Genomic DNA, 22,240 nt, shown 5'->3' with positions numbered 1-22,240 from the left:
AAAAACAATTGAGAGGCTAGGACTTTTGTCCCTACCGCTTTCTGTTTTGAACAAACTCAATTTTATTTGGCTTCATACCATGTCTTGCCTTCGTTTTCATCGGCTTCCAGTGGTACTGCAAGTTCGATAGCGGATTCCATGGTCTCTTTGACTAGTTCTTTGATCGCTGCCAGTTCATCACTTGGCACTTGCAGAACGATTTCATCGTGCACTTGAAGAAGCATCTTGGTCTTGTATGCTCCTCTTTCTAGCGCTTGGTCCAAGTGGATCATGGCAATTTTCAAGATGTCTGCTGCAGATCCTTGGATCGGTGAGTTAATAGCTGTCCGCTCCGCAAAGCCTCGAACATTGAAGTTGCGAGAATTGATATCTGGAATCTCCCGACGACGCTTGAAGAGGGTTTCTACATAGCCTTTGTCACGCGCTTCCCGTACCACTCTCTCCATATAGTCCTTGATACCAGGGTAGCGCTCGAAGTAGGTCTCAATGTAGGCCTTGGCTTCTTTTCGACTGATCCCTAGGTTATTAGACAGTCCAAAGTCGGAAATTCCATAAACCACACCGAAGTTTACCGCTTTTGCATTGCGGCGATCATTTGGCGTCACGTCTTCTGGTTTTGCAATATTGAAGACGCGCATAGCAGTCGATGTATGGATATCCGCCCCATGCTTAAAGGCATCAATCAAATGCTCATCTCCCGAAATATGGGCCAAGACGCGCAATTCGATTTGTGAATAGTCCGAACTCAGCAAGACACTGTTTTCCTCTTCTGGGACAAAGGCCTTGCGGATGAGACGACCTTGTTCCAAACGGACAGGAATGTTTTGCAGGTTGGGATCCACGCTGGACAAGCGGCCTGTCTGCGTCAAATCCTGTACATAGCGGGTATGGATCTTCCCATCTTCCAAAATCCAATCTTGAAGACCGATGACATAGGTCGACTGGATCTTAGCAATTTGGCGGTATTCAAGAATCTTAGACACAATCGGTGCAATTGGAGCCAAGCGTTCCAAGACATCAACGGCTGTTGAATAGCCGGTTTTGGTCTTCTTAGTATATTCAAGAGGGAGTTCCAATTTTTCAAAGAGGATGACCCCCAATTGTTTTGGAGAATTGATGTTGAACTCTTCGCCCGCCAGCTCGTAAATTTCTTGAGTTAAGCGTTCCAAGACCACCTCGTTTTCCACCTGCATGTCTTCTAGGGTCTGGCGCTCTACCTTGATCCCCGCGATTTCCATCTTGGCCAAAACAGCTGCTAGTGGTTGCTCCATATCATAGAGCAAATCTAATTGGTCATGGGCTTGCAACTGCTCCACCATGGGCCCCTCGGTATCCAGTAGAACAGCGACTTTTCGTGCCAAATGCTCTAATAGGACCGCCTTTTCTGGGATAGCTTTTTTGGCTCCCTTGCCATAAACGACTTCGTCCAGCGGTAGCGCAATCTGACTATAGAGACTCGCAATGGTTGAAATTTCATTGTCCTCTACGGTCGACAAGAGATACTTGGCCAATCGACTGTCAAACGCGGGATTTTGAAGGGTAATGCCCAAGTGGCTGAGCAAGACCTTGGCCCGTTTGAAGTCATAGACCTTGAGGGGCGTTTTTTCGAGAAATTCTTTGAAAATCGGTGTTTGTAAAAGACCAGTATCTGTACTCGCGTAGAGCTGACCTTTGGTCCCCCATGCGAAACCGATGATGGGTTCCGTATGGTAATTGTCCCCAAAAATCTCAAAATGGAAGAAACTATCTTCCGTGAGCATATCTGAAGTGACCTGCTCGACTTCTGTATAGTCAATAGCTACAGGAGCTGCTTCTTCTCCACTGAGATCCAAGGCCTGACGGAGTTGCTTGAAGCCCATCTCCTCATAAAACTTGGCAAGATTTTCTAGATGAGGACCCGTATAGGTGATGTCATCCAGACCAATCTCGATAGGCGCATTGGTGTCGATGGTCGCCAGGGTCTTGGATAGGTAGGCCTGCTCCTTGTCGTTGATGAGGTTTTCCTTCATCTTAGAAGCCTTCATCTCATCGATATGCTCATAAATACCATCGAGGGAGCCATACTCAAGGAGCAGTTTGATCCCGGTCTTTTCTCCAATCTTAGTGACACCTGGGATATTATCCGACTTATCTCCCATCAAGGCCTTGAGATCGATAAATTGCTCCGGTGTCAGTCCCATCTTTTCTTTCAAATAGGCTGGAGTGAATTCTTCAAACTCTGCCACTCCTTTTTTTGAGATTTCAACCACTGTGTTGTCATCCGTTAGCTGAATCAAGTCCTTGTCCCCTGAGACAATAGTCACATCAAAAGGAACAGAAGTTGATTCTGCCATCTTATCTAGTGTTCCAATAATATCATCCGCTTCATACTGGGCCAGCTCATAATGGCGGATTCCCAAATGATCCAGTTGCTCACGAATGAAAGGAAACTGCTCGCGGAACTCATCTGGAGTTTTTGCACGGCCCCCTTTGTAGTCGGCATACATCTCCGTCCGAAAAGTCGTCTTTCCTGCATCAAAAGCAACGAGGACATGGGTCGGTTGGATGCGCTCTAAGAGATGGCTCAACATGAGGTTAAAGCCATAAACCGCATTGGTATGCAGACCATTAGCATTTTTGAAACGGTCAATTTGATTATAGAGTGCAAAAAAGGCACGAAAAGCGACGGAAGACCCGTCGATGAGTAGTAATTTATTCTTTTTTTCCATAGGCCTATTATACCACGAATCACAAGGTCTCTGGTACATAAAAACTCTACCCTTTCGGGTAGAGCCTTCTTTAGGAGTTTCTTATGAAAAATGAAGAGAAGTGTTTATTCGCCGTAACAAGAACCTTGTTGTGGCAATTTCTTAAAGCGTTTTGGATAATTAACTGAGATTTTCATTTTCTGTACCTCATTTCTTATTGGATGAGTACAGTATACAAGAGAAACCTAAACGATTCCTTATAGAAAGCTTCAAGAAAACTAAAAGCTGAGGCGCAAAACACGCGGTTGTTTTTTCCTACAAGCTGGTAACTGAAGATGGAGCCCTGTCTCATCTTGGCTCCAAGAAAGGGGCTGGCTTTCTCCAAGGAGCTCTAGCTTTTGAATGCGCGCATGAAGAATTCTCGGTTGCTTGAGATCATAGGCGAGAGACGGCAAGGTCAACCCTTCCGCCCTTCCACTTGGTTCCAGCTGGATAGCATAAAGAAAGCCATCACGCATGGTATAGCGGAAATCTTGGCTAGTATAGAGTGGCGCTTGCCCATCTGAGAAGGAACCTTCCTGGGCCTCGGTCGGTCCGTCTGATGACACCCGCCAAGGCCGACTCTGATAAATGGCTTCTCCATTTACCGCCAGCCAGTCCCCGATCTCTGTGAGGATGTCTTGGTCTTGCTCAGGGATGGTTCCATCTGCCTTGGGTCCAATATTGAGCAGAAGATTGCCATTTTTGGCCACAACATCAACTAAATTTTGTAGCAATTCCTTACTGGTCTTGTAGGCTAGATCCTGGGTATAGCACCAAGAATTACGGGCAATCGCGGTATCCATTTGCCACGGAAAGGCTTGCGTCTCTCCGTATCCTCCCCGCTCCATCTCAACGATTCCTGAACCGAAAGGGAGGGCATCCTGTTTGTAACAAACAGCCACCTTGCGATCCTCTTGTGCTGCTAGATTGTAATAATAAGCCAAAAAGCGCATCAAGTAGGGACGGAAACTCTCATGCTGGATCCACCAGTCAAAATATAGGAGTTCTGGTTGGTAGTCCCGCACCAGTTCACAGGTTCGCAACAGCCAATCTTCCAAGAATTCTTTGCTTGGATAAGGCTTAGAAGTCAGATCAAAATGATCCTTGGGCTCTGGCTCCGCTGGCCAATAAAGACTGTTTCTTGGGACTTCTTGCGAAATGTCACTAGTGAATTCCTTGCCATGTGAAAAGAAAAACTGGTGTTCTGCCCGGTGAGAAGACGTACAGAAGTGCAGGCCACGTTTTTCTGCTTCCTCCCTCAGCTCTCCTAAGACATCTCGTCTCGGCCCCATTTCTAAGCTATTATAAGGCGAGAGAGTAGAGGCATACATCTGAAAACCATCGTGGTGCTCCGCAACTGGAAAAAGATACTGGGCTCCCGCTTTTTGAAAGAGATCTAGCCAAGATGCCGGATCAAATTGATCGGCTGTAAAAAGAGGAATGAGATCCTTGTAGCCAAAGATAGCCTGGTCTCCAAAATGCTCTCGATGATAGTCATAGCAAGGATTCCCTTGGATATACATATTTCGCGAATACCATTCTGAACCAAAGGCAGGTACACTGTAGACGCCCCAGTGGATAAACATTCCAAATTTGGCATCCCGATACCAATCTGGACAGACTTGATGGCTAAGAGAGTCCCAGGTTGGTTCAAAAGGACCTGATTGGATGACTTGATCAATCTCTTCAAGGCTTATCATTCTCTTCTCCTCTTTTCTTGTTACTACCTCTATTGTAACGAGAAAGCCTCGTTTGTAAAGACAAACAAGGGGAATGTTTAAAATAGTAGACAAAGAGCTTGATCTAGGAGAATCAAGCTGATGATGAATGGAATGAACCTTCTAGGCCTTCACTGCTTGAGAAATGAAACGAGCGATGGCATCTGTCTCCCCTTGGTGGAGAGCCTTAACGATTTTGGACCCCACAATAACTCCATCTGAGACCCTGTTGAAACGGTGAACATCCTCCATGCTGGAAACTCCAAAACCTGTTAAAACAGGAATGGACGCTATTTCGTGTAATTGGACCAAGTGGTGATCCAAATCATCTCGATAGCTACCAGCTTTCCCCGTCACTCCATTGACAGCAACAGCATAGATAAATCCTTCTGCATCTTGGATCAATTTCTTCTGGCGCTCGATTCCTGTGGTTAAGCTCACTAGTGGCACCAAAGCGATGTCTTTATCCACTAATAGAGGCTCTACCAGATCCGCATGCTCATGAGGAAGATCCGGAATAATCACTCCCTTGACCGCTGTTCCTTCTACATCTCTAAAGAAGTTTTCAAGCCCATATTGGAACAAGGGGTTGAAATAGGTCATGATGACCAAAGGAACACTTGTCTCCAGACGCTGGATCGTTTGCACCAGTTCCTCTGTCGTCGTCCCATGGGCTAAACTTCGTAGTCCCGCCTCTTCAATCACAGGGCCATCTGCCACCGGATCTGAAAAAGGAATGCCAACTTCAATGGCTGAGACACCAAGATCTTCCAAAAATTGGATGGTTTCCTGCAAACCTACCAAACCTTTTTCATGATCTCCTGCCATAATATAAGGAACAAAGATCCCTTGCTGCTGGTCTTTCAGCTTTTGTAAATGCTCTGTTAAGGTCTTTCCCATCTTACTCTCCTCTCTCTTGTTCTAGGCGGTCTTTGACTTGTACCACATCTTTATCCCCACGACCTGATAAGCAAACGATCATAGATTTTTCAGGCCCCATTTCCTTGGCCAATTTCACCGCATAGGCGATAGCATGGCTCGATTCCAGGGCTGGAATAATTCCTTCTACTTTCGAAAGCAATTGAAAGGCTTCTAGGGCTTCTTTGTCTGTCACTGGCACATAGGTTGCCCGCTTGATTTCATGGAAATAAGAATGCTCTGGCCCAATTCCTGGATAATCGAGACCTGCTGAAATCGAGAAGGCTTCTAAAATCTGTCCATGGGCATCCTGTAAAACATCCATCAAGGCACCGTGAAGGACTCCCGGACGTCCCTTGGTCAAGGTTGCTGCATGCTGGTCTGTATCTACTCCAAGCCCAGCAGCTTCTGCCCCATACATGGCAACAGATGTATCTTCAACAAAAGGATAAAAGAGGCCAATGGCGTTCGATCCGCCTCCTACACAGGCTAAAACTGCATTTGGTAATGCACCATCATTTTGCTCTGCAAATTGGCGTTTGGCTTCTCGGCCAATGACACTTTGAAAATCACGGACAATTTCTGGGAATGGGTGAGGTCCTAGAGCAGAACCCATGATATAGTGGGTATCCTCCACATTTGCTACCCAGGCTCTAAGGGCAGCATTGACCGCATCCTTGAGAACACGTGACCCATCTGTTACTGATTGAACCTTAGCGCCCAATAACTCCATCCGAAAGACATTGAGGGCTTGGCGTTTGACATCTTCTTCCCCCATGTAGATGGTGCATTCCATATCAAATAAAGCAGCTGCCGTTGCCGTTGCAACACCGTGCTGTCCGGCCCCTGTTTCTGCGATGATCTTCTTTTTGCCCATCCGATGTGCCAATAAAACTTGTCCTAGGGCATTATTAATTTTATGAGCCCCTGTGTGGTTGAGGTCTTCTCTTTTAAGAAAGATCTTGGCTCCACCGACGTACTTGGTAAGATTTTTAGCGTAATAGAGCGGTGTTTCCCGACCGACATATTGTTTCAGAAGCTGATCCAATTCTGCTTGAAAAGAAGGATCTGCTTGACTTTCTCTGTAGGCTTCTTCTAATTCTAAAACTGCTGTCATCAAGGTTTCAGGAACAAATCGTCCCCCGAACCGCCCATAAAATCCGTTTTGATCTGGTTGTTTATATGCCATGCTTGACCCTTTCTATAAATCGTTTTATTTTTTCTTGATCTTTTTTTCCATTTGTCTCGACCCCACTGGATACATCCACCGCATAAGGATGAAAGAAGCGAATGGTATCTGCTACATTGTCTTCCGTCAAGCCTCCTGCAATAAAGAAGGGCTTTGTGAAATTTTGGGTTTCGAGCTTTTGCCAGTCAAAAGTCTGCCCACTTCCTGCTACAGGAGCATCAAAGAGCAGATAATCGGCACTGGTCTCAGAAAGAGCTGTATCTTTCCCCACTTGAACAGCGCGAATCGTTTGTTGGGGAAACTCTTGCAAGATGGTTTCATCCATCGGTCCATGCACTTGTATCAGGTCCAAGCCCACAACTTGGCAAGCCTTCTCCACTTCTTCTCTTTGTGGTGATACAAAAACACCGACTTTTTGAACCCCCTTTGGAATCCCTGTAGCCAACTGCCGGGCTTGCTCCAGCGTCACTTGCCGTTTGCTTGGTGCAAAGACAAAACCAATGTAGTCCGCACCAGCTTCAACAGCTGTCTGGACAGCTTCTGGAGTGGACAGTCCGCAAATTTTAACCTTTGTCAATCTGCAACTCCTTTACTTTTTCAGCCACATTGTCTGCCTTCATGAGGGCTGTCCCAACGAGAATGCCATTAAAATAAGGAGCCAGCATGCGCGCGTCTGCTGCTGTGAAAATAGCAGACTCCGAGATGTAAACCGGTTCTTGTTCAAAGCTTGTCGCCAATTCAAGGCTAGTATGAAGATCTGTCTCAAAGGTCACCAAGTTGCGATTATTGACCCCTATGATCTGAGCCCCAATCCGGTGAGCGATCTCTAGTTCTGTCAGATTATGGGTCTCCACCAAGACCTCCAGGCCAAGATGGGTCGCAAACTCATAGAGCTCCTTCAGACGAGCCTCTGGTAAGGCTGCAACTATCAACAAGATCACGGTCGCCCCTGCGTTTCGCGCCCGAATTATTTGCTTTTCATCCACAATGAAATCTTTGTTGAGGGTGGGGATACGTACTTGACTAGATATTTCCCGGAGATACTCGATACTGCCCTTGAAAAACACTTCATCAGTCAAGACAGAAATCATCACGGCTCCATTTTCTTCGTAAGTCTTAGCCTGCGCGACGATATCCACATCGACATGAATATCTCCCAGACTCGGGCTAGCCTTTTTCACTTCCGCAATGACCTGAAGCTTTTCTGGATGACTCTTTAGGTAATCATACAGGCGGTAGGTCTCGCGCAAAGGTTGGAGTTCCTCTTCTTTCATCGCAGCCACTTCACGCGCCTTTTCCTTTAGAATCTTTGGCAAGAATTCTTGACTCATTTTTGATACTCCTGTAATAATCTCAATTTCTCAAGGGCAGCCCCACTGGCAATCACTTCACGTGCCAAGGCAATCCCCTCCTTAATAGAATCTACCTTGCCGTTGGCATAAAAACCAAGGCCAGCATTCAAGACCGTCACCTCTAAGAAGGGACTTGCTTCATTCTTCAAGACACTGAGCAAAATTTCTGCATTGCGTTTGGCGTCTCCACCTCGTACTTGATCAATTTCAATGCGCTCCATTCCTATATCTTCTGGTTGAAAGCTGGATAAGGTAACCCGTCCATTTTCCAAAATAGCGAGCTGAGTTTCCCCATCAAGGCCTGCCTCGTCCAAACCTTGTGGACCACTCACCACCACTGCGCATTTCCGACCCAAATTCTTTAGAATCTCTGCCGTGCTTTCTAGCATGTCAGGACGACTGGTTCCCAATAGCTGGGTTTCTAGAGGAATCGGATTGATAAGAGGACCGGTTAAGTTCATCACCGTTGGCACCCCTAGCGCCAAGCGAGCGGGCATAATATAGCGCATGCCAGGATGCAGGTTTTTAGCAAATAGAAAGACAATTCCCGCCTTTTCAAACACTCGTCCCAAATCTTCTGGACCCAAATCAAGGTTAATCCCTAGAGCTTCTAGCACATCCGCAGAACCAGATTTAGAAGAGATCGAACGATTTCCGTGTTTCGCCATCTTGATGCCACCACCAGCAAGAACGAAGGCAGCTGTTGTTGAAATATTGAAACTATAAGAACGATCACCCCCAGTTCCACAATTGTCCATTGCTCCTTGAACTTCTGTAGGAATAGCGACTGCATAGGCCTGCATCACTTTTGCAATAGCCGTCCGCTCTTCAACCGTTTCTCCCTTCATTTTGAGACCTAGAAGAAGGGCCGTCACCTGTGCTTCTGAAGCACGACCAGCAACGACTTCCTCCATAGCAGCTTCTAACTCTGCACTGGTTAGATCTATTCCTTCCGCTACTTTTGCAAGCACTTGTTTCATCTTCCGCTCCTTGACTAGTTTGACAAAATTTTCAATGGTCTTGAGCCCATCTGGCGTCCCGATACTTTCTGGATGGTATTGAAAACCATAAATCGGTAAGCTACGGTGTTGAATCCCCATAATGGCTTGATCATCCGTCGTCCGAGAGGTAATGACAAAATCCTCTGGCATGTCTTCAATCGTCAGCGAATGGTAACGCATGACTGGGACTTCTTTTGCGACACCCGCGTATAGAGGAGAGGGAGCTTCTAGCTGGATCTGGCTTTGTTTGCCATGCATGACCTGTGGCGCCAATCCCAAGCGCCCTCCAAAAACTTCCGCAATCGCTTGATGCCCCAAGCAAATCCCCAAGATTGGTTTGACCCCTGCGAAATCTCGGATCATCTCCTCCATCTTGCCCGCGTCCTTTGGCCAACCTGGACCTGGAGAAAAGACCAAGGCATCTGCTTCTTGGGCAACCTGGTACAAATCCGGATCATCATTTCGAAGCACCTGGACCTCATCAAATTTTCCGATATACTGTGCTAAATTATAGGTAAATGAATCGTAATTATCTACTAATAAAATCATCCTTCTTCTCCAATCCTTGTCATCGATTTTGCCTTATTGACGGTTTCTTGGTATTCATTTTCAGCGATCGAATCATAAACGATTCCTGCTCCGGCCTGCACATAAGCCTTCTTATTTTTGAGGATCATGGTTCGAATCGCAATAGCAAAATCGAGATCCCCCGTCACAGAGAGATAGCCAATAGCACCCGCATAGACGCCACGTTTCTCTTTTTCTGCCTCATAGATTCGCTTCATGGCTCGAATCTTGGGAGCACCAGAAACGGTCCCAGCTGGAAGAGTTGCCTTCAGTGCCTCAATAGAGGCTAGTCCAGGAAGCAATTGACCCTTGACCACACTCGTCAGGTGCATCACATAACGGAAGAACTCCACTTCCATATATTTAGTTACTTCAACCGACCCATTTTGAGCGATACGACCAATATCGTTTCGCCCTAGATCCACCAACATCTGGTGTTCTGCGACTTCTTTTGGATCCCCTGCCAAATCAGTTGCCAATTGCCGATCACTCTCTTCATCAATCCCTCTTGGTCGCGTGCCCGCAATGGGATTGGTTGTCACCACTCGATCCTTGACCGACACCAGACTTTCTGGACTAGCCCCGATAATTTGGTACTCCCCAAAATCATAAAAGTAGAGATAATTCGAAGGGTTGGTCACGCGCAAATTGCGATAATAATCCAATGGTTTACCTGAAAAATCAGCTGAAAAACGTTGACTGAGCACGCATTGGAACATATCTCCTTTTCGAATATAGTCCCGCGCTAGGGTCACCATTTCCTCAAACTCTTTTTGCTCCAAATGATTGTGGAAATGAAGCGCATGCAGGTCCTTGTCCTGAAACTCTTCCTTTGCAGGTCTTGCCAATTGTGCTAACACTTGCTCCAAGCTCGACGCTTGCTCTGCTTCACTTCGCCCACTATAGAGGTTCTCTTCCACCACATAGACCTTTTCCTTTTTGTGATCAAAAATCACATAGCTCTCATATAAGAAAAAGTGAAGATCTGGTGTGCCGATCGTATCTTCAGGAATGGAACCAATGTTCTCATAGAGGCCAATCAAGTCATAGCCGACAAATCCAATCGCCCCACCGTTAAAAGGGAGTTCTTCGGAAGTTTTCGTTTTGACCGTGATGCGATTCAAAAAGTCCAAAGGATCCTCTTCAATAATTTTATCATTGTAATAGAGGACGCCATTTTCAAACTTGACTTCACTGACTGGCCGATAGGCTACAATTGAAAAACGCGCATTCTCTTTTTCACGAGGGATCGACTCCAAGATCATTTTATGGGGCGCATCCAAACGCATATAAGCCAAAATTGGACTCAACACATCAGCAGATAAAACTTTTTTCATATCAGAAACCTCTCTTTTAGAACTCTTTTATTCTAAGGAATTCAACCGCACCCTACTTCGCTTGCTAAGGCGATTAAGGTTATCCCGTCGCTCTGTTTGCGCTTTGGGATCAATGTGCCTAAGCTCGCTTTGCTTGCTAAGGCAAGCAAGGGTATCCCATCGCTCAATTCTCGCTTTGGGATCAATGTGCCTAAGCTCGCTTCGCTTGCTAAGGCACATAGAAAAGCCCTCACACAAAAACTGTGTGAGGGCGTAGTGTCCGCGGTGCCACCTCTTTTATAGGGAAAAATAGCTGGTCTTTCCCTACATCTCTATCTCCTCTATCAAGGAGTTGCACGGTAAGGGGTGCCAACCGAATTCACATGGGTTAGAATTCATTGATCATAACAGTCCAATTTTCATCAGTCGCTATTGCTTGTTCACAATTCCCACAAGCTCCCTGAAAATAGCCGACTCATTACTTTTCTGTTGCTACCATTATAACCCTTTTTCTTAGAAAGTCAATAAAATTTTTAGTCTTTTTTTATACTTTTTTCTACACTTATTTAATAAAATCAGATCAAAGAGCCCTAGGGGCCTGTCCTTTTTATCCCAAAAATAGGATACTCAACAAAGCCAAAATTGCAGGACCACCTTGGGTCAAGATAATCTTTTTATTGGCTGTCATCGCACCGTAGGCCGCAGCTCCAATAATAAAGAGCACGAAAATCGTAACAACTTCACTATTTTTAGAGACAAACAATCCATACAAGAGGAACACCCCAATCAAGGCATTGTAGATTCCTTGATTCTTAAATAAAGAGGTCACAGATGGGCGAGCGAGTTCTTCTTTATTCATGTTGAAAACCCGACTTGTAGTATCAGATGTGGTTTTGATGCTCTCCAAATAAAAAATATACAAATGCTCCAGTGCAGCAAGACTCGCTAAAATAATCGTCAGTAATGACATCGTAGATTCTCCTTTTTATTCAACTGTTATTTGTTCAATGCCAGATACTAATTTGTCCAGCAGGTAAGAAAATTGCTCTTGTTCTTGAGCAGTCAAAATCCGACTCATCTGTTCTTTCACCGCCACATGATGGCGAGGGGGATGTTTGACCAAACGATTATAGGCCGTATCCGTCAAATGAATTAAGATTTCCCGCTGATTCTTTGGATTTCGACTCCGATGGACAAATCCTTCCTTTTCTAATATTTTGAAATGCCGGGTTAAAGCCGCTGGATCAATCTGCAAGCGCTCCTGAACCGCGATCTGATTGCAAGGTGCTTGTTCTAATAAATCCTGCAAAATTTGATAACGTGTTAAGCTAATCCCTAGGCGCTTTTCAAAGAGTTGCGTAGTTGTTTGATCTGCCAAGCGTAGTTGGTAGAGCAAATCATTTATTTCTGCCATATTCCTTCTCCAATTTCTTTTTGATAAATCAATAATTGACTTGTCAATTATAAACCATTTCTCATCTCCTGGCAAGAAAAAGAGCTTACACTATTCTTGCGCACAAAAAAAGCCGCCTGATTGGGCGACTCTTAGGGAGATTATTATGAAAAAGAAAAGTTTTAGGATTTTTCTAAACAAAGTTAGGAGGTCTTTGTTTATGCTTCTATTATAGCGGACATTTCTTAAAGAAAGCTTACGACTTTATTTCAAAATGAAAACAAATTCTTTACAGATTCTTTTCAGCGTCTAAAATACCTGGAATATCTAGTAAGGTGTTCATCTGATGATTGCCTTGATAGTCAGACGTCAAGAAATTGATACTCTGAATCTGGCTATTTCTTGCAAAGTCAATATCCAGGCTCCGATCCCCAATATAGTAGGTCTTTTCTGGTTCCAACCCGTACTTCTCCAGCAGATACATGGCAGCTTCTGGGTCTGGCTTGCGAGCAAAACCACTTTGACTAGTTAATATCTCTGTGAAAAAAGATTCCAAACCCAAGTCCCGCAGGATGACAAAGGCATTCTCTCCCTTATGGGTATAGACAAACTGCTCAATTCCAGCCTCTTGTCCCCAGGATAGGACATCACGCGCCCCATCCATCAGAAGGACCTGGGCATTTTTCTCTGCTAGACTTTCTGCTCGGCGATGATTCAAGTCAGTCACGTCCAGATGATACTCCTCCGCTACCGCTACTAAAAGATCTTGAACCGAATGCTTCAAGATGTAATCTTTAATGCTAGCTCGGTCAAATGGAAGCTGATAAGTTGCATAGGTCTCCTCAAGACCTGCCAGTATAGCATCATAGGAATCTAGCAAGGTCCCATCCAAATCCCAAATAAAGGCTCGTTTTGTCATTTTTTCTTCTCTCCTACTTTTCGTCTATATAGCTGACTCAAAAATAGCCAACGAAAGCCATTGTCTAGCAAGGTCCCCGTCCAGACCCCTGGAAGGCCAAAACCAAGGGTTACTCCAAGCAGATAACCGGCTCCAATTCGAATGACCCACATGCCAATCGTCGTTGCATAAAGTGGAAGTTTCCCATTTCCCAACCCTTGCCAAACAGCTGTATAGATGACCGTTCCTGCTGTAAACGGCGTTCCCAACAAAGAAAAGAGGACAACCGACAGGCTAGCTTCTACCGCTTTCACATCTTGTGTGTAGAGATAGGTCAGAAGGGTGCCCCCAAAAAAGATTCCCAAGGCAATGGGTAACATTAATACAAAGGACAACCAGTAAGACTGCTTTCGAAGGCGGGCAATCTGCTCAAGATCACCTTCACCCAGGCTCCGTGCCACGAACATAACCGTCGCTGTGGCCACTCCAAATACAGGCATGTAGTTAAACTGGGTCAAGGTCTCTCCGATGGCATTTCCTGCAACTGCCTCGGTCCCAAAAGCAACCACGATCGCAATGATCACCACATCTCCAGCCCGCATCATCAGCCGCTCTCCGGCCGCTGGAAGCGCTAAGTTTAAAAGCTTGCGGTCCAATCCCCAACGAAGGGGTGCAAAGGGTAGCTGGACCTTTTGCCACAAGAGGATGACGCCTACCAGACGGGCCAGCACAGTCCCCAAAGCTGCTCCAACAATTCCCCAGCCAAAAAGGAAAATAGCCACAGAGGAGAATAGAGCATTTAAAACATTGGTCAACAAGCTTACATACATAGGAAGGCGTGGATTGTTGGCTACCCGAACCAGCGAGCCCAGGGTCGTCATCAACCCTAAGAGAACAATGGTCCCGCCGACCAAGGAAAGGTAAATACCCCCACTTTCGGCTACTGCAGCTTCAGTCCCCAACAGCGAAATCATCTGGCGTCCAAATAACAGCGATGCCCCTCCTAAGAGAGCACTCAACAATAAGGTCACCTTCAGTGACTCTGTCGCATGATAGGCAATGGTTTCTTTATTATTTTCACCCAAGCTTTTGGACATGACACTGGCAACTGCCGCACCCAGTGCCAAAAAGATGGCTTGATAGATGGTGATGATATTGCCTGCGACGGAAACACCTGAAATGGCAATCAAGCCCAGGTGAGCCACTAAATAAGAGTCCACCATGCCCATCAGCATTTGTAAGAAATTTTCACCCATGGCAGGAAGGGCGATATTTAAGATTTTTTTGTATGAATTCATGCGTATATAAAAGAGCCAAACGGCTCTTTTGATCTTTCTAATACAGAGAATTAAAGTCCCAAGTAGTCTTCTACGGCTGCTTGCATGTCTTTGGCTGCCACGCTTGTACGATGGCGAACCGGTGCAGTTTCAAGGCCGTCTACAGCCGGTGGCACAGGAACACCTGAGAGTGTGTGTAATTTAGCCAAGGCTTCGAAATCACCTAGACCTGTCTCGCCTGTCACCGCTTCTACTGCTACAACTGGGAATTTGTAAGGACTTGCTGTAGAGGCAATGACTGTTTTAGCAGTATCTCCTGTTTGGCTCCGGTATTTTTGATAAACGGCTGATGCTACGGCTGTATGAGGGTCTTCGATGTAATCAGACGCTTCATAGACCCGCTTGATCTCTGCAGCAGTTTCTGCTTCATCTGCGCATGCAGCCGCAAACAAATCTAAGATGTCTGCATCAAAGTTGGACAACTGGTACTGACCTGTTGCAACAAGGCTTTCCATCAACTCTTTGGTCTTTGTAGCATCATTGCCAACCAAGTGGAAAATCAAGCGTTCCAAGTTTGAAGAGACCAAAATATCCATCGATGGACTAGTGGTCACCTTGAACTCACGTTTCTTATCATAGACATGTGTTTTGAAGAAGTCTGTCAAGACATTGTTTTCATTTGACGCACAGATCAATTTCCCAACTGGAAGACCGATTTGTTTGGCATAGAAAGCTGCCAAGATATTTCCAAAGTTTCCTGTTGGGACGGTAAAGTTGACTTTTTCTCCCGCTGTGATTTGGCCCGTCTTTACCAATTGCGCATAGGCGTATACGTAATAGACAACCTGAGGCACCAAACGACCAATGTTCATGGAGTTAGCTGATGAAAATTGCATCTTCTTGGCTGCTAATTTTTCACGAAGCGCCACATCATTGAACATGTGTTTGACATTGGTTTGGGCATCGTCAAAGTTTCCATCGATCGCGATGACATGGGTATTATCCCCCGTTTGAGTCGTCATTTGCAATTCTTGCACCTTGCTGACACCATCTTTTGGATAAAAGACAATGATCTCTGTCCCTGGAACATCGGCAAAACCTGCCATAGCAGCTTTTCCTGTATCTCCAGAAGTCGCCGTCAAGATGACAATTTTATTTTCCAAACCGTGCTTTTTAGCTGCTGTTGTCATAAAGTAAGGCAAGATCGACAAAGCCATATCTTTAAAGGCAATGGTGGAACCGTGGAAGAGTTCCAAGTTGTATTGTCCATCGAGTTTGACAAGAGGAGCAATAGCCGGGGTATCAAACTTGCTGTCATAAGCATGAGAAATACAGTAGTCCAACTCCTCTGCTGTAAAGTCGTCCAAAAAGGCTGACAAGACCAGCTTAGCCACTTCTTGGTAAGAAGCGTCTTTGAGGGTGTCAAAATCCAGCTCTACTTGAGGATAAGAGACTGGAGTAAACAAACCGCCATCTGTCGCCAATCCTTGAAGGATGGCTTGACTAGCTGTTACAGTATTTTTTTCATCTCGTGTTGATTGATAAACTAATGTCATGACTGTTTTATTCCTTTACTAGTAGTCTTCTCATTATATCATAAATGTCAGAAAATTTAACGGCTTTTCGCCAAATCTTGGCAAAGGTCGGCAAACAGAAGCTAGATAAAAGAGAGCAGGCGCAACGACTTTGCTCCTACTCCCATGCGAATCTGTTTTTCAGGTGTCTGCAAGACTTGATCAAGCCAATCCCAACTCTACTAAAACAGATGGGAAGTCTTTCTTCAATTTTTCAAGAGCTACCGTTACTTCTTGTCGAGTTTGGTTATTTTTCACAGTAACTTGACCGCTCTCAACTTCACTACTTCCTAAGGTAATCAAGGCTTTGGCCGCAAAGACATCTGCTGACTTAAATTGTGCCTTGAGTTTGCGTCCAAGGTAATCACGTTCTGCCTTGAAACCTTGGATTCGAAGGGCCTGAACCAAGCTAAGCGCTGCTTCATTGACTTCATCTCCTAGGACAGCAATATAGGCATCTAGGCCTGTTTCGATCGGCAATTCAATGCCTTTCTTTTCAAGAACGAGAAGGATCCGTTCCACACCGATACCAAATCCAAAACCAGCTGTCGCAGGGCCACCGAAGTATTCAACCAAACCATCATAGCGACCACCCGCACAGACTGTTAATTCATTGCCTTCAATTTCTGTAATGAACTCAAAAATCGTGTGGTTGTAGTAATCCAAGCCACGCACCATATTGGTATCAATGACATAGGATACTCCCAAGTCTTCCAACATCCGACGAACCGCATCAAAATGCGCTTGGCTTTCTTCATCTAGATAGTCTAAGATTGAAGGAGCTTGTTCAACCGCCGCCTTGTCTTCTTTTTCTTTTGAATCCAAGACACGAAGTGGATTTTCTTCTAAGCGACGTTGGCTGTCCTTAGACAATTGATCCTTCATTGGCAAGAGGTAATCAATCAAGGCTTGACGATAAGCCTGACGACTAGCAGGACTTCCCAAGGTGTTCAAGTGCAAGGTCACATTATCGATTCCTAATTCTTTCAGGAATTGCGCTGCCATGGCAATGGTTTCGACATCCGTTGCAGGATTGCTCGATCCAAAGCATTCTACCCCAATTTGGTGGAATTGACGCAAACGACCTGCTTGAGGACGTTCATAGCGGAACATTGGGCCTATGTAATAGAACTTACTTGGTTTTTGTACCTCAGGCGCAAAGAGCTTATTTTCTACATACGAGCGGACAACAGGAGCTGTTCCTTCTGGACGAAGCGTGATATGACGGTCTCCCTTGTCATAGAAGTCATACATTTCCTTGGTAACGATATCCGTCGTATCCCCTACTGAACGGCTGATGACTTCATAATGTTCGAAGATCGGTGTGCGGATTTCATCATAATTGTATCGCGCAAAGACCTTGCGTGCAAAGCCTTCTACATATTGCCATTTCGCTGAATCGCCAGGAAGGATATCCTGGGTCCCTTTTGGTTTTTGTAATTTCATAGCCTTCATCCTTTGTCTTACTTTTGCCTCTATTTTACCACAAATTCGAAGAGAAATGGAGACTGGACCGAATTTCCTTCGTTCGACACCTTCAAAACCTCTTTCTCTTCTTGCCTTATCAGCCGAATTATGAGAAAATGGAATCCATACTACACTGAAAGGATCTTGCGATGAGAGAGGATATCAAAATCAATGACCGCGCCCTGGCACTAGAGAAGCCGTTAATCGAAAAATTGGAGCTTGTATTTGATACCGATGTTGAGTTAGATGTCTATAACCTAGGACTGATCTACGAGATCCATCTAGATGAAGCCGGTACTTGCAAGGTGGTTATGACCTTTACCGATACGGCTTGTAGCTGTGCTGAGAGCCTTCCAATCGAAATCGTCGCTCGCTTAAAAGAAATCGAGGGGATCGAAGATGTCAAGGTTGAAGTGACTTGGTCACCCGCTTGGAAAATTACACGAATCAGCCGATACGGGCGCATCGCCCTTGGTCTTCCACCACGATAACAATCATGATTATTTAAGAAACGCAGTCAACTAATGAAGGAATGCTCCTTCGGAAATCCGATCCACAATAAAAAACGAGGAACACCAGCTCTGCCATCAGAGTTTGTTCCTCGTTTTTTATAATGTTTAAATCCATTCAAACTTTTTCACTACCAGAACAAACTAAGCCTCATCAGCTTTTGGTTCTGGAAGGATTTGGTACAACACGATTCCTAGAATGGTTGACGTTGCGACACCAGTGATTTGAAGACCACCGAGGTCAATCATCAAACCACCGATCCCTGATACCAAGATCACACTTGCAATCAAGAGATTCTTTTTATTGTCAAAATCAATCTTATGTTCAACTAAAATTTTCAAACCGCTAGCAGCGATAACCCCAAAGAGGGCAATAGACAAACCTCCCAATACAGGAGTTGGAATAGAGTGCAAGAGTGCTGATAGCTTCCCAATAAAGCTCATGACAACCGCAATCACTGCTGCGCCTGAAATAACGTAAACTGAGTAGACCTTACTAAGGGCCATCACCCCAATGTTTTCCCCATAAGAGGTTACCGGAGGAGCTCCAAAGAATCCAGCAATAATCTGTGCTAAGCCATCACCAGTAAGCGTATGGTCAAGCCCCGGATCCTTGAAGTAATCACGCTCAGTCAAACTATTTAAAACCATGAGGTGGCCAAAATGTTCCGTCATGGTCACAAAGGCAATCGGAGCCATGGTCAAAATCGCACTTGGATAGAGCTTAAAACTATAATCCACAAATGGAATGTCAAAGTTTGGAACTTGAATCCAATGCGCCGCACTTACCTCTGAGAAATTGACAAAACTATGTCCTGTCATCAAACCAAGAGCCAATGAGAAAATATAGCCCACAATTAATCCAAGTAAAATTGGGACGACACCGACAATCTTCTTGCCATACATGTTAAATAGGATAACCGCAAAGAGGGTCACCATCGAAATCAATAGAGCATAGCCACTGTAGCTATTATTTAAGGTTGTCGCATCAGTGACGGCATTCTTCGCAAGACTCAAACCAATTACCATGATAATGGGACCAACCACGATTGGTGGAAGGACCTTATTAATCCAATCTTTACCCGCATGCTTAACAATCAGAGCTACAAACAAGTAGACCAAACCACCCGCCATAGCACCCTGGGCAACTGCCGCGATCCCATCTGACTTCATCAGCATTTGCATCGCTGCAATATAAGCAAAACTAGACCCCATATAAGCAGGAATCTTATACTTGGTCACTGACAAGTGAGCCAAGGTCCCCAAACCAGATGAGAACAAAGCAATGGCAGGATCAATCCCAACCAAAATCGGCACCAGCACCGTCGCCCCAAACATGGCAAACAAATGCTGGAAAGATAAACCAATCAATAAACCAGGTTTTGGCATATCATTCACATCATATTTAACGTCATTCACGATCGTAAAAACCTCCTAAAATTAAGATGCGACAAGCTATGGCTGAACAAAAACATCTACCTTCGATGACCAAATCGTAAGGATGCACTCCCTGCTTCCATCATCGACGATTTCTTTTTTATCAAACCACTTTTCAATATACAAAAAAATCCCCCACAACAAGGAGATACACAAAATATAGGCTGGTCTTCCCAGGCCTTTCATTTCCATGGCTCCTTGCCTGCCTCTCTGGACAGTATTAAAGGATTGATTCGATTAGTCACAATTATAGCAAATTATAGATGGATTTACAAGAAAAATAACAGATGATACACCCAAATCCCCCAAAAAGTAATATTCATACGTTTTAGCGACAGGGTTGAAAATAGCCACTCTGAACCCAAAAAAGAGGCTGGGACAAAAGTCCTAGCCTCTCAATTATTTTTGGATTGTAGAGCAAGACGCAGTGGTTGAGTGGGCTCTAATACGCTGATTTCATCAGCTTATACAGCCCTACTCAACTGTGCGGAGGTGGGACGACGAAATCGAATTCTAACGAATCACCGATTTCTGTCCCACTCTCTCTTTGGACAAAGTCGTCCTTGTAATTACTGTTTACCAGACTGTTCCATATTCCAGAAGTCGGTTACAGCACCACGTGATGCGGAAGAAACGATGTGGGCGTATTTACCCAGAACCCCACGGCTATACAGTGGTGGCAAGGTTGTTTCTGCCTTACGTTTTGCTAACTCTTCGTCTGAAACGTGCATGGTGATTTCTTTGGTATCTTGATCAACCGTTACCAGATCTCCTGTGTGGAGGTAGGCGATTGGTCCACCGACCTGGGCTTCAGGCGCAATGTGACCAACAACGAGACCGTAAGTCCCACCTGAGAAGCGTCCGTCTGTCAAGAGGGCCACCTTATCTCCTTGGCCTTTACCAACGATCATGGATGACAAGGACAGCATTTCCGGCATACCAGGACCACCCTTAGGTCCTACGAAACGAACAACAACAACGTCGCCATCCACGATTTCATCCGAAAGAACCGCTTCAATGGCAGCTTCTTCAGAGTCAAAGACCTTAGCAGGACCCGTGATGTTACGAACTTTCACACCTGATACTTTGGCAACCGCCCCTTCTGGAGCCAAGTTCCCTTTCAAGATGATCAATGGACCATCCGCACGTTTTGGATTTTCAAGTGGCATGATGACTTTTTGACCTGGTGTCAAATCAGCGAAGTCTTCCAAGTTCTCAGCTACTGTTTTACCAGTGCATGTGATGCGATCCCCATGAAGGAAACCATTCTTAAGAAGGTATTTCATGACGGCTGGCACACCACCGACATTGTAAAGGTCTTGGAAGACGTATTGACCAGAAGGTTTCAAGTCTGCCAAGTGAGGCACACGCTCTTGGAAATCATTGAAGTCTTCAAGTGTCAAATCCACATTGGCCGCATGAGCGATCGCGAGCAAGTGAAGAGTCGCATTGGTGGAGCCACCCAGCGCCATAGTCACTGTAATCGCATCTTCAAAGGCTTCACGGGTCAAGATGTCAGATGGTTTCAGTCCCATTTCAAGCATTTTGACAACTGCACGACCCGCTTCTTCGATATCGGCTTTTTTATCAGCTGATTCAGCAGGGTGAGAAGAGGAACCTGGCAAGCTCATCCCAAGGACCTCGATCGCTGTCGCCATGGTATTGGCCGTATACATCCCACCACAGCCACCAGGGCCAGGGCAGGCATTGCATTCCAGTTGCTTCACTTCTTCAGCCGTCATATCACCATGATTCCATTTCCCGATTCCTTCGAAAACAGAAACCAAGTCGATATCTTTTCCATCGAGATTCCCTGGAGCAATGGTCCCACCGTAAGCGAAGATCGCAGGGATATCCATATTGGCAATGGCAATCATCGAACCAGGCATGTTCTTATCACAGCCCCCGATGGCTACAAAAGCATCCACGTTGTGACCACCCATCGCAGCTTCGATAGAATCCGCAATGATATCACGTGACGTTAGGGAGAAGCGCATGCCAGGCGTCCCCATAGCGATCCCGTCCGCAACCGTAATGGTGCCAAATTGGACCGGCCAAGCACCTGCATCTTTCACACCTTCTTTGGCCAATTTTCCAAAATCATGAAGGTGGATGTTACAAGGGGTATTTTCCGCCCATGTCGAAATCACTCCGACAATTGGCTTTTCAAAGCTTTCATCGGTCATTCCCGTCGCGCGAAGCATGGCACGGTTGGGAGATTTTACCATGCTATCGTAGACACTACTACGATGGCGTTTGTCTAATTCTGTCATGTCATTCCTCTCGTTACATTTTTTACCATTATAGCATAAAATAGGCCACAAAGATAGGCATGGACTTTGGAGAAACAGACAACAGAAAAGTTTCTTTCAAAAATTTCAATTTTTTTGTCAAGTAACTTTACTTTACAAAAAAGTTTTGTTATACTGTTACAGTTGATGAAAATCAAACCTAATTGAATTTATATCTTAAAAGGAGAAAAACGAAATGGCAGTACCTGCACGTCGCACATCAAAAGCGAAGAAAAACAAACGTCGTACGCACTACAAAGTAACAGCTCCATCTGTAAACTTTGACGAAGCAACTGGAGATTACTCACGTTCACACCGTGTATCACTTAAAGGATACTACAAAGGACGTAAGATCGCTAAAGCTGCATCAGCTGAATAATAGAAGGGAGATACCATGCGCGTAAATATTACACTTGAACACAAAGAATCTGGTGAACGCTTGTACCTTACTTCTAAAAACAAACGTAACACTCCAGACCGTCTTCAATTGAAGAAATACTCACCAAAACTTCGCAAACACGTTGTGTTTACAGAGGTTAAGTAAGACAATATACCAAAAGCCTATGAAATCAACGTTTCTAGGCTTTTTTTGTTTTTATAATGT

General features: G+C 45.1%; 19 protein-coding genes and 1 pseudogene. 3 read left to right on the top strand and 17 right to left on the bottom strand.

The window, feature by feature from the left end:
• Positions 1–62: 62 nt before the first annotated feature.
• The 15 genes and pseudogenes from polA to hisS all read right to left on the bottom strand — a co-directional run bounded on the left by polA (position 63) and on the right by hisS (position 17,378).
• The gene (gene polA, locus HMPREF2917_RS10515; RefSeq protein WP_070590742.1) at positions 63–2,708 is read right to left on the bottom strand and encodes a DNA polymerase I; all 2,646 of its coding nucleotides are present in this window, start codon (positions 2,706–2,708) and stop codon (positions 63–65) included.
• Positions 2,709–2,965: 257 nt separating this feature from the next.
• Entirely contained in the window at positions 2,966–4,429 is a 1,464-nt protein-coding gene (locus HMPREF2917_RS10510; RefSeq protein ID WP_070590740.1) for an alpha-L-fucosidase, read from the bottom strand.
• A 141-nt stretch (positions 4,430–4,570) separates the two neighbouring features.
• Positions 4,571–5,347, bottom strand: a complete 777-nt coding sequence (trpA, locus tag HMPREF2917_RS10505) for a tryptophan synthase subunit alpha (protein WP_070590738.1) — start codon at positions 5,345–5,347, stop codon at positions 4,571–4,573.
• Between the two features lies 1 nt (position 5,348).
• Entirely contained in the window at positions 5,349–6,554 is a 1,206-nt protein-coding gene (trpB, locus tag HMPREF2917_RS10500) for a tryptophan synthase subunit beta (protein WP_070590735.1), read from the bottom strand.
• Positions 6,544–7,131, bottom strand: coding sequence for a phosphoribosylanthranilate isomerase (locus tag HMPREF2917_RS10495; protein WP_070590732.1), 588 nt, complete (start codon positions 7,129–7,131; stop codon positions 6,544–6,546). The genes trpB and HMPREF2917_RS10495 overlap by 11 nt, the downstream gene beginning before the upstream one ends.
• Positions 7,118–7,885, bottom strand: coding sequence for an indole-3-glycerol phosphate synthase TrpC (trpC, locus tag HMPREF2917_RS10490; RefSeq protein ID WP_003009554.1), 768 nt, complete (start codon positions 7,883–7,885; stop codon positions 7,118–7,120). The genes HMPREF2917_RS10495 and trpC overlap by 14 nt, the downstream gene beginning before the upstream one ends.
• Entirely contained in the window at positions 7,882–8,886 is a 1,005-nt protein-coding gene (gene trpD, locus HMPREF2917_RS11835; RefSeq protein WP_070590765.1) for an anthranilate phosphoribosyltransferase, read from the bottom strand. Before trpD ends, trpC begins: the two co-directional genes overlap by 4 nt.
• 9 nt (positions 8,887–8,895) lie before the next feature.
• Positions 8,896–9,456 (bottom strand): annotated as a pseudogene (locus tag HMPREF2917_RS11830) (aminodeoxychorismate/anthranilate synthase component II); the annotation flags it as partial.
• Entirely contained in the window at positions 9,453–10,811 is a 1,359-nt protein-coding gene (gene trpE / locus HMPREF2917_RS10480; protein WP_070590730.1) for an anthranilate synthase component I, read from the bottom strand. The pseudogene HMPREF2917_RS11830 and the gene trpE, both read right to left, overlap by 4 nt.
• A gap of 586 nt (positions 10,812–11,397) precedes the next feature.
• Positions 11,398–11,760, bottom strand: coding sequence for a DUF1304 domain-containing protein (locus HMPREF2917_RS10475; protein WP_070590728.1), 363 nt, complete (start codon positions 11,758–11,760; stop codon positions 11,398–11,400).
• 15 nt (positions 11,761–11,775) lie between these two features.
• A complete protein-coding gene (locus tag HMPREF2917_RS10470; protein ID WP_049506831.1) occupies positions 11,776–12,204 on the bottom strand; it encodes a MarR family winged helix-turn-helix transcriptional regulator in 429 nt (142 codons plus the stop codon).
• A gap of 268 nt (positions 12,205–12,472) precedes the next feature.
• Positions 12,473–13,102: an HAD-IA family hydrolase gene (locus HMPREF2917_RS10465; protein ID WP_070590725.1), complete on the bottom strand. Its 630-nt coding sequence runs from the start codon at positions 13,100–13,102 to the stop codon at positions 12,473–12,475.
• On the bottom strand, positions 13,099–14,379 hold the full coding sequence (locus tag HMPREF2917_RS10460) for an MATE family efflux transporter (protein WP_070590722.1): 1,281 nt from the start codon (positions 14,377–14,379) through the stop codon (positions 13,099–13,101). Before HMPREF2917_RS10460 ends, HMPREF2917_RS10465 begins: the two co-directional genes overlap by 4 nt.
• Positions 14,380–14,429: 50 nt before the next feature.
• Positions 14,430–15,914 carry a threonine synthase gene (gene thrC, locus HMPREF2917_RS10455; protein WP_049486602.1) on the bottom strand — a complete coding sequence of 495 codons (1,485 nt, stop codon included), beginning with the start codon at positions 15,912–15,914 and terminating at the stop codon, positions 14,430–14,432.
• Positions 15,915–16,094: 180 nt separating this feature from the next.
• Entirely contained in the window at positions 16,095–17,378 is a 1,284-nt protein-coding gene (gene hisS, locus HMPREF2917_RS10450) for a histidine--tRNA ligase (protein WP_070590762.1), read from the bottom strand.
• Between the two features lie 170 nt (positions 17,379–17,548).
• Between hisS and HMPREF2917_RS10445 the strand changes: the two genes are divergently transcribed.
• Positions 17,549–17,890 (top strand): metal-sulfur cluster assembly factor, encoded by a 342-nt coding sequence (locus HMPREF2917_RS10445; protein WP_003010891.1) that lies wholly within the window; start codon positions 17,549–17,551, stop codon positions 17,888–17,890.
• A 162-nt stretch (positions 17,891–18,052) separates the two neighbouring features.
• Here the strand turns inward: HMPREF2917_RS10445 and HMPREF2917_RS10440 are convergent, their stop codons facing one another.
• Together HMPREF2917_RS10440 and ilvD are read right to left on the bottom strand one after the other, a co-directional pair.
• A complete protein-coding gene (locus HMPREF2917_RS10440; protein WP_070590719.1) occupies positions 18,053–19,327 on the bottom strand; it encodes a uracil-xanthine permease family protein in 1,275 nt (424 codons plus the stop codon).
• A gap of 587 nt (positions 19,328–19,914) precedes the next feature.
• On the bottom strand, positions 19,915–21,618 hold the full coding sequence (gene ilvD, locus HMPREF2917_RS10435; protein ID WP_070590716.1) for a dihydroxy-acid dehydratase: 1,704 nt from the start codon (positions 21,616–21,618) through the stop codon (positions 19,915–19,917).
• A 214-nt stretch (positions 21,619–21,832) separates the two neighbouring features.
• Here ilvD and rpmF point away from each other — a divergent pair, with 214 nt between their 5' ends.
• Positions 21,833–22,015 (top strand): 50S ribosomal protein L32, encoded by a 183-nt coding sequence (rpmF, locus tag HMPREF2917_RS10430; RefSeq protein ID WP_003009516.1) that lies wholly within the window; start codon positions 21,833–21,835, stop codon positions 22,013–22,015.
• A gap of 15 nt (positions 22,016–22,030) precedes the next feature.
• Complete coding sequence (gene rpmG / locus HMPREF2917_RS10425) at positions 22,031–22,180, top strand: 50S ribosomal protein L33 (protein ID WP_001265622.1); 150 nt, start codon at positions 22,031–22,033, stop codon at positions 22,178–22,180.
• Positions 22,181–22,240 lie beyond the last annotated feature (60 nt).

It is taken from the genome of Streptococcus sp. HMSC061E03, from assembly GCF_001813505.1.
In the GTDB taxonomy this organism is placed as follows: domain Bacteria; phylum Bacillota; class Bacilli; order Lactobacillales; family Streptococcaceae; genus Streptococcus.
This window is presented reverse-complemented; position numbering and strand designations above follow the sequence as displayed.

Bases quoted from the DNA above. Each gene is read 5' to 3' on its own strand.
- polA (WP_070590742.1), bottom strand. From the start codon at position 2,708: ATGGAAAAAAAGAATAAATTACTACTCATCGACGGGTCTTCCGTCGCT.
- HMPREF2917_RS10475 (WP_070590728.1), bottom strand. From the start codon at position 11,760: ATGTCATTACTGACGATTATTTTAGCGAGTCTTGCTGCACTGGAGCAT.
- trpE (WP_070590730.1), bottom strand. From the start codon at position 10,811: ATGAAAAAAGTTTTATCTGCTGATGTGTTGAGTCCAATTTTGGCTTAT.
- trpC (WP_003009554.1), bottom strand. From the start codon at position 7,885: ATGAGTCAAGAATTCTTGCCAAAGATTCTAAAGGAAAAGGCGCGTGAA.
- HMPREF2917_RS10460 (WP_070590722.1), bottom strand. From the start codon at position 14,379: ATGAATTCATACAAAAAAATCTTAAATATCGCCCTTCCTGCCATGGGT.
- thrC (WP_049486602.1), bottom strand. From the start codon at position 15,914: ATGACATTAGTTTATCAATCAACACGAGATGAAAAAAATACTGTAACA.
- HMPREF2917_RS10465 (WP_070590725.1), bottom strand. From the start codon at position 13,102: ATGACAAAACGAGCCTTTATTTGGGATTTGGATGGGACCTTGCTAGAT.
- rpmG (WP_001265622.1), top strand. From the start codon at position 22,031: ATGCGCGTAAATATTACACTTGAACACAAAGAATCTGGTGAACGCTTG.
- rpmF (WP_003009516.1), top strand. From the start codon at position 21,833: ATGGCAGTACCTGCACGTCGCACATCAAAAGCGAAGAAAAACAAACGT.
- trpB (WP_070590735.1), bottom strand. From the start codon at position 6,554: ATGGCATATAAACAACCAGATCAAAACGGATTTTATGGGCGGTTCGGG.
- hisS (WP_070590762.1), bottom strand. From the start codon at position 17,378: ATGAAATTACAAAAACCAAAAGGGACCCAGGATATCCTTCCTGGCGAT.
- ilvD (WP_070590716.1), bottom strand. From the start codon at position 21,618: ATGACAGAATTAGACAAACGCCATCGTAGTAGTGTCTACGATAGCATG.
- HMPREF2917_RS10445 (WP_003010891.1), top strand. From the start codon at position 17,549: ATGAGAGAGGATATCAAAATCAATGACCGCGCCCTGGCACTAGAGAAG.
- trpD (WP_070590765.1), bottom strand. From the start codon at position 8,886: ATGAAACAAGTGCTTGCAAAAGTAGCGGAAGGAATAGATCTAACCAGT.
- HMPREF2917_RS10470 (WP_049506831.1), bottom strand. From the start codon at position 12,204: ATGGCAGAAATAAATGATTTGCTCTACCAACTACGCTTGGCAGATCAA.
- HMPREF2917_RS10510 (WP_070590740.1), bottom strand. From the start codon at position 4,429: ATGATAAGCCTTGAAGAGATTGATCAAGTCATCCAATCAGGTCCTTTT.
- trpA (WP_070590738.1), bottom strand. From the start codon at position 5,347: ATGGGAAAGACCTTAACAGAGCATTTACAAAAGCTGAAAGACCAGCAG.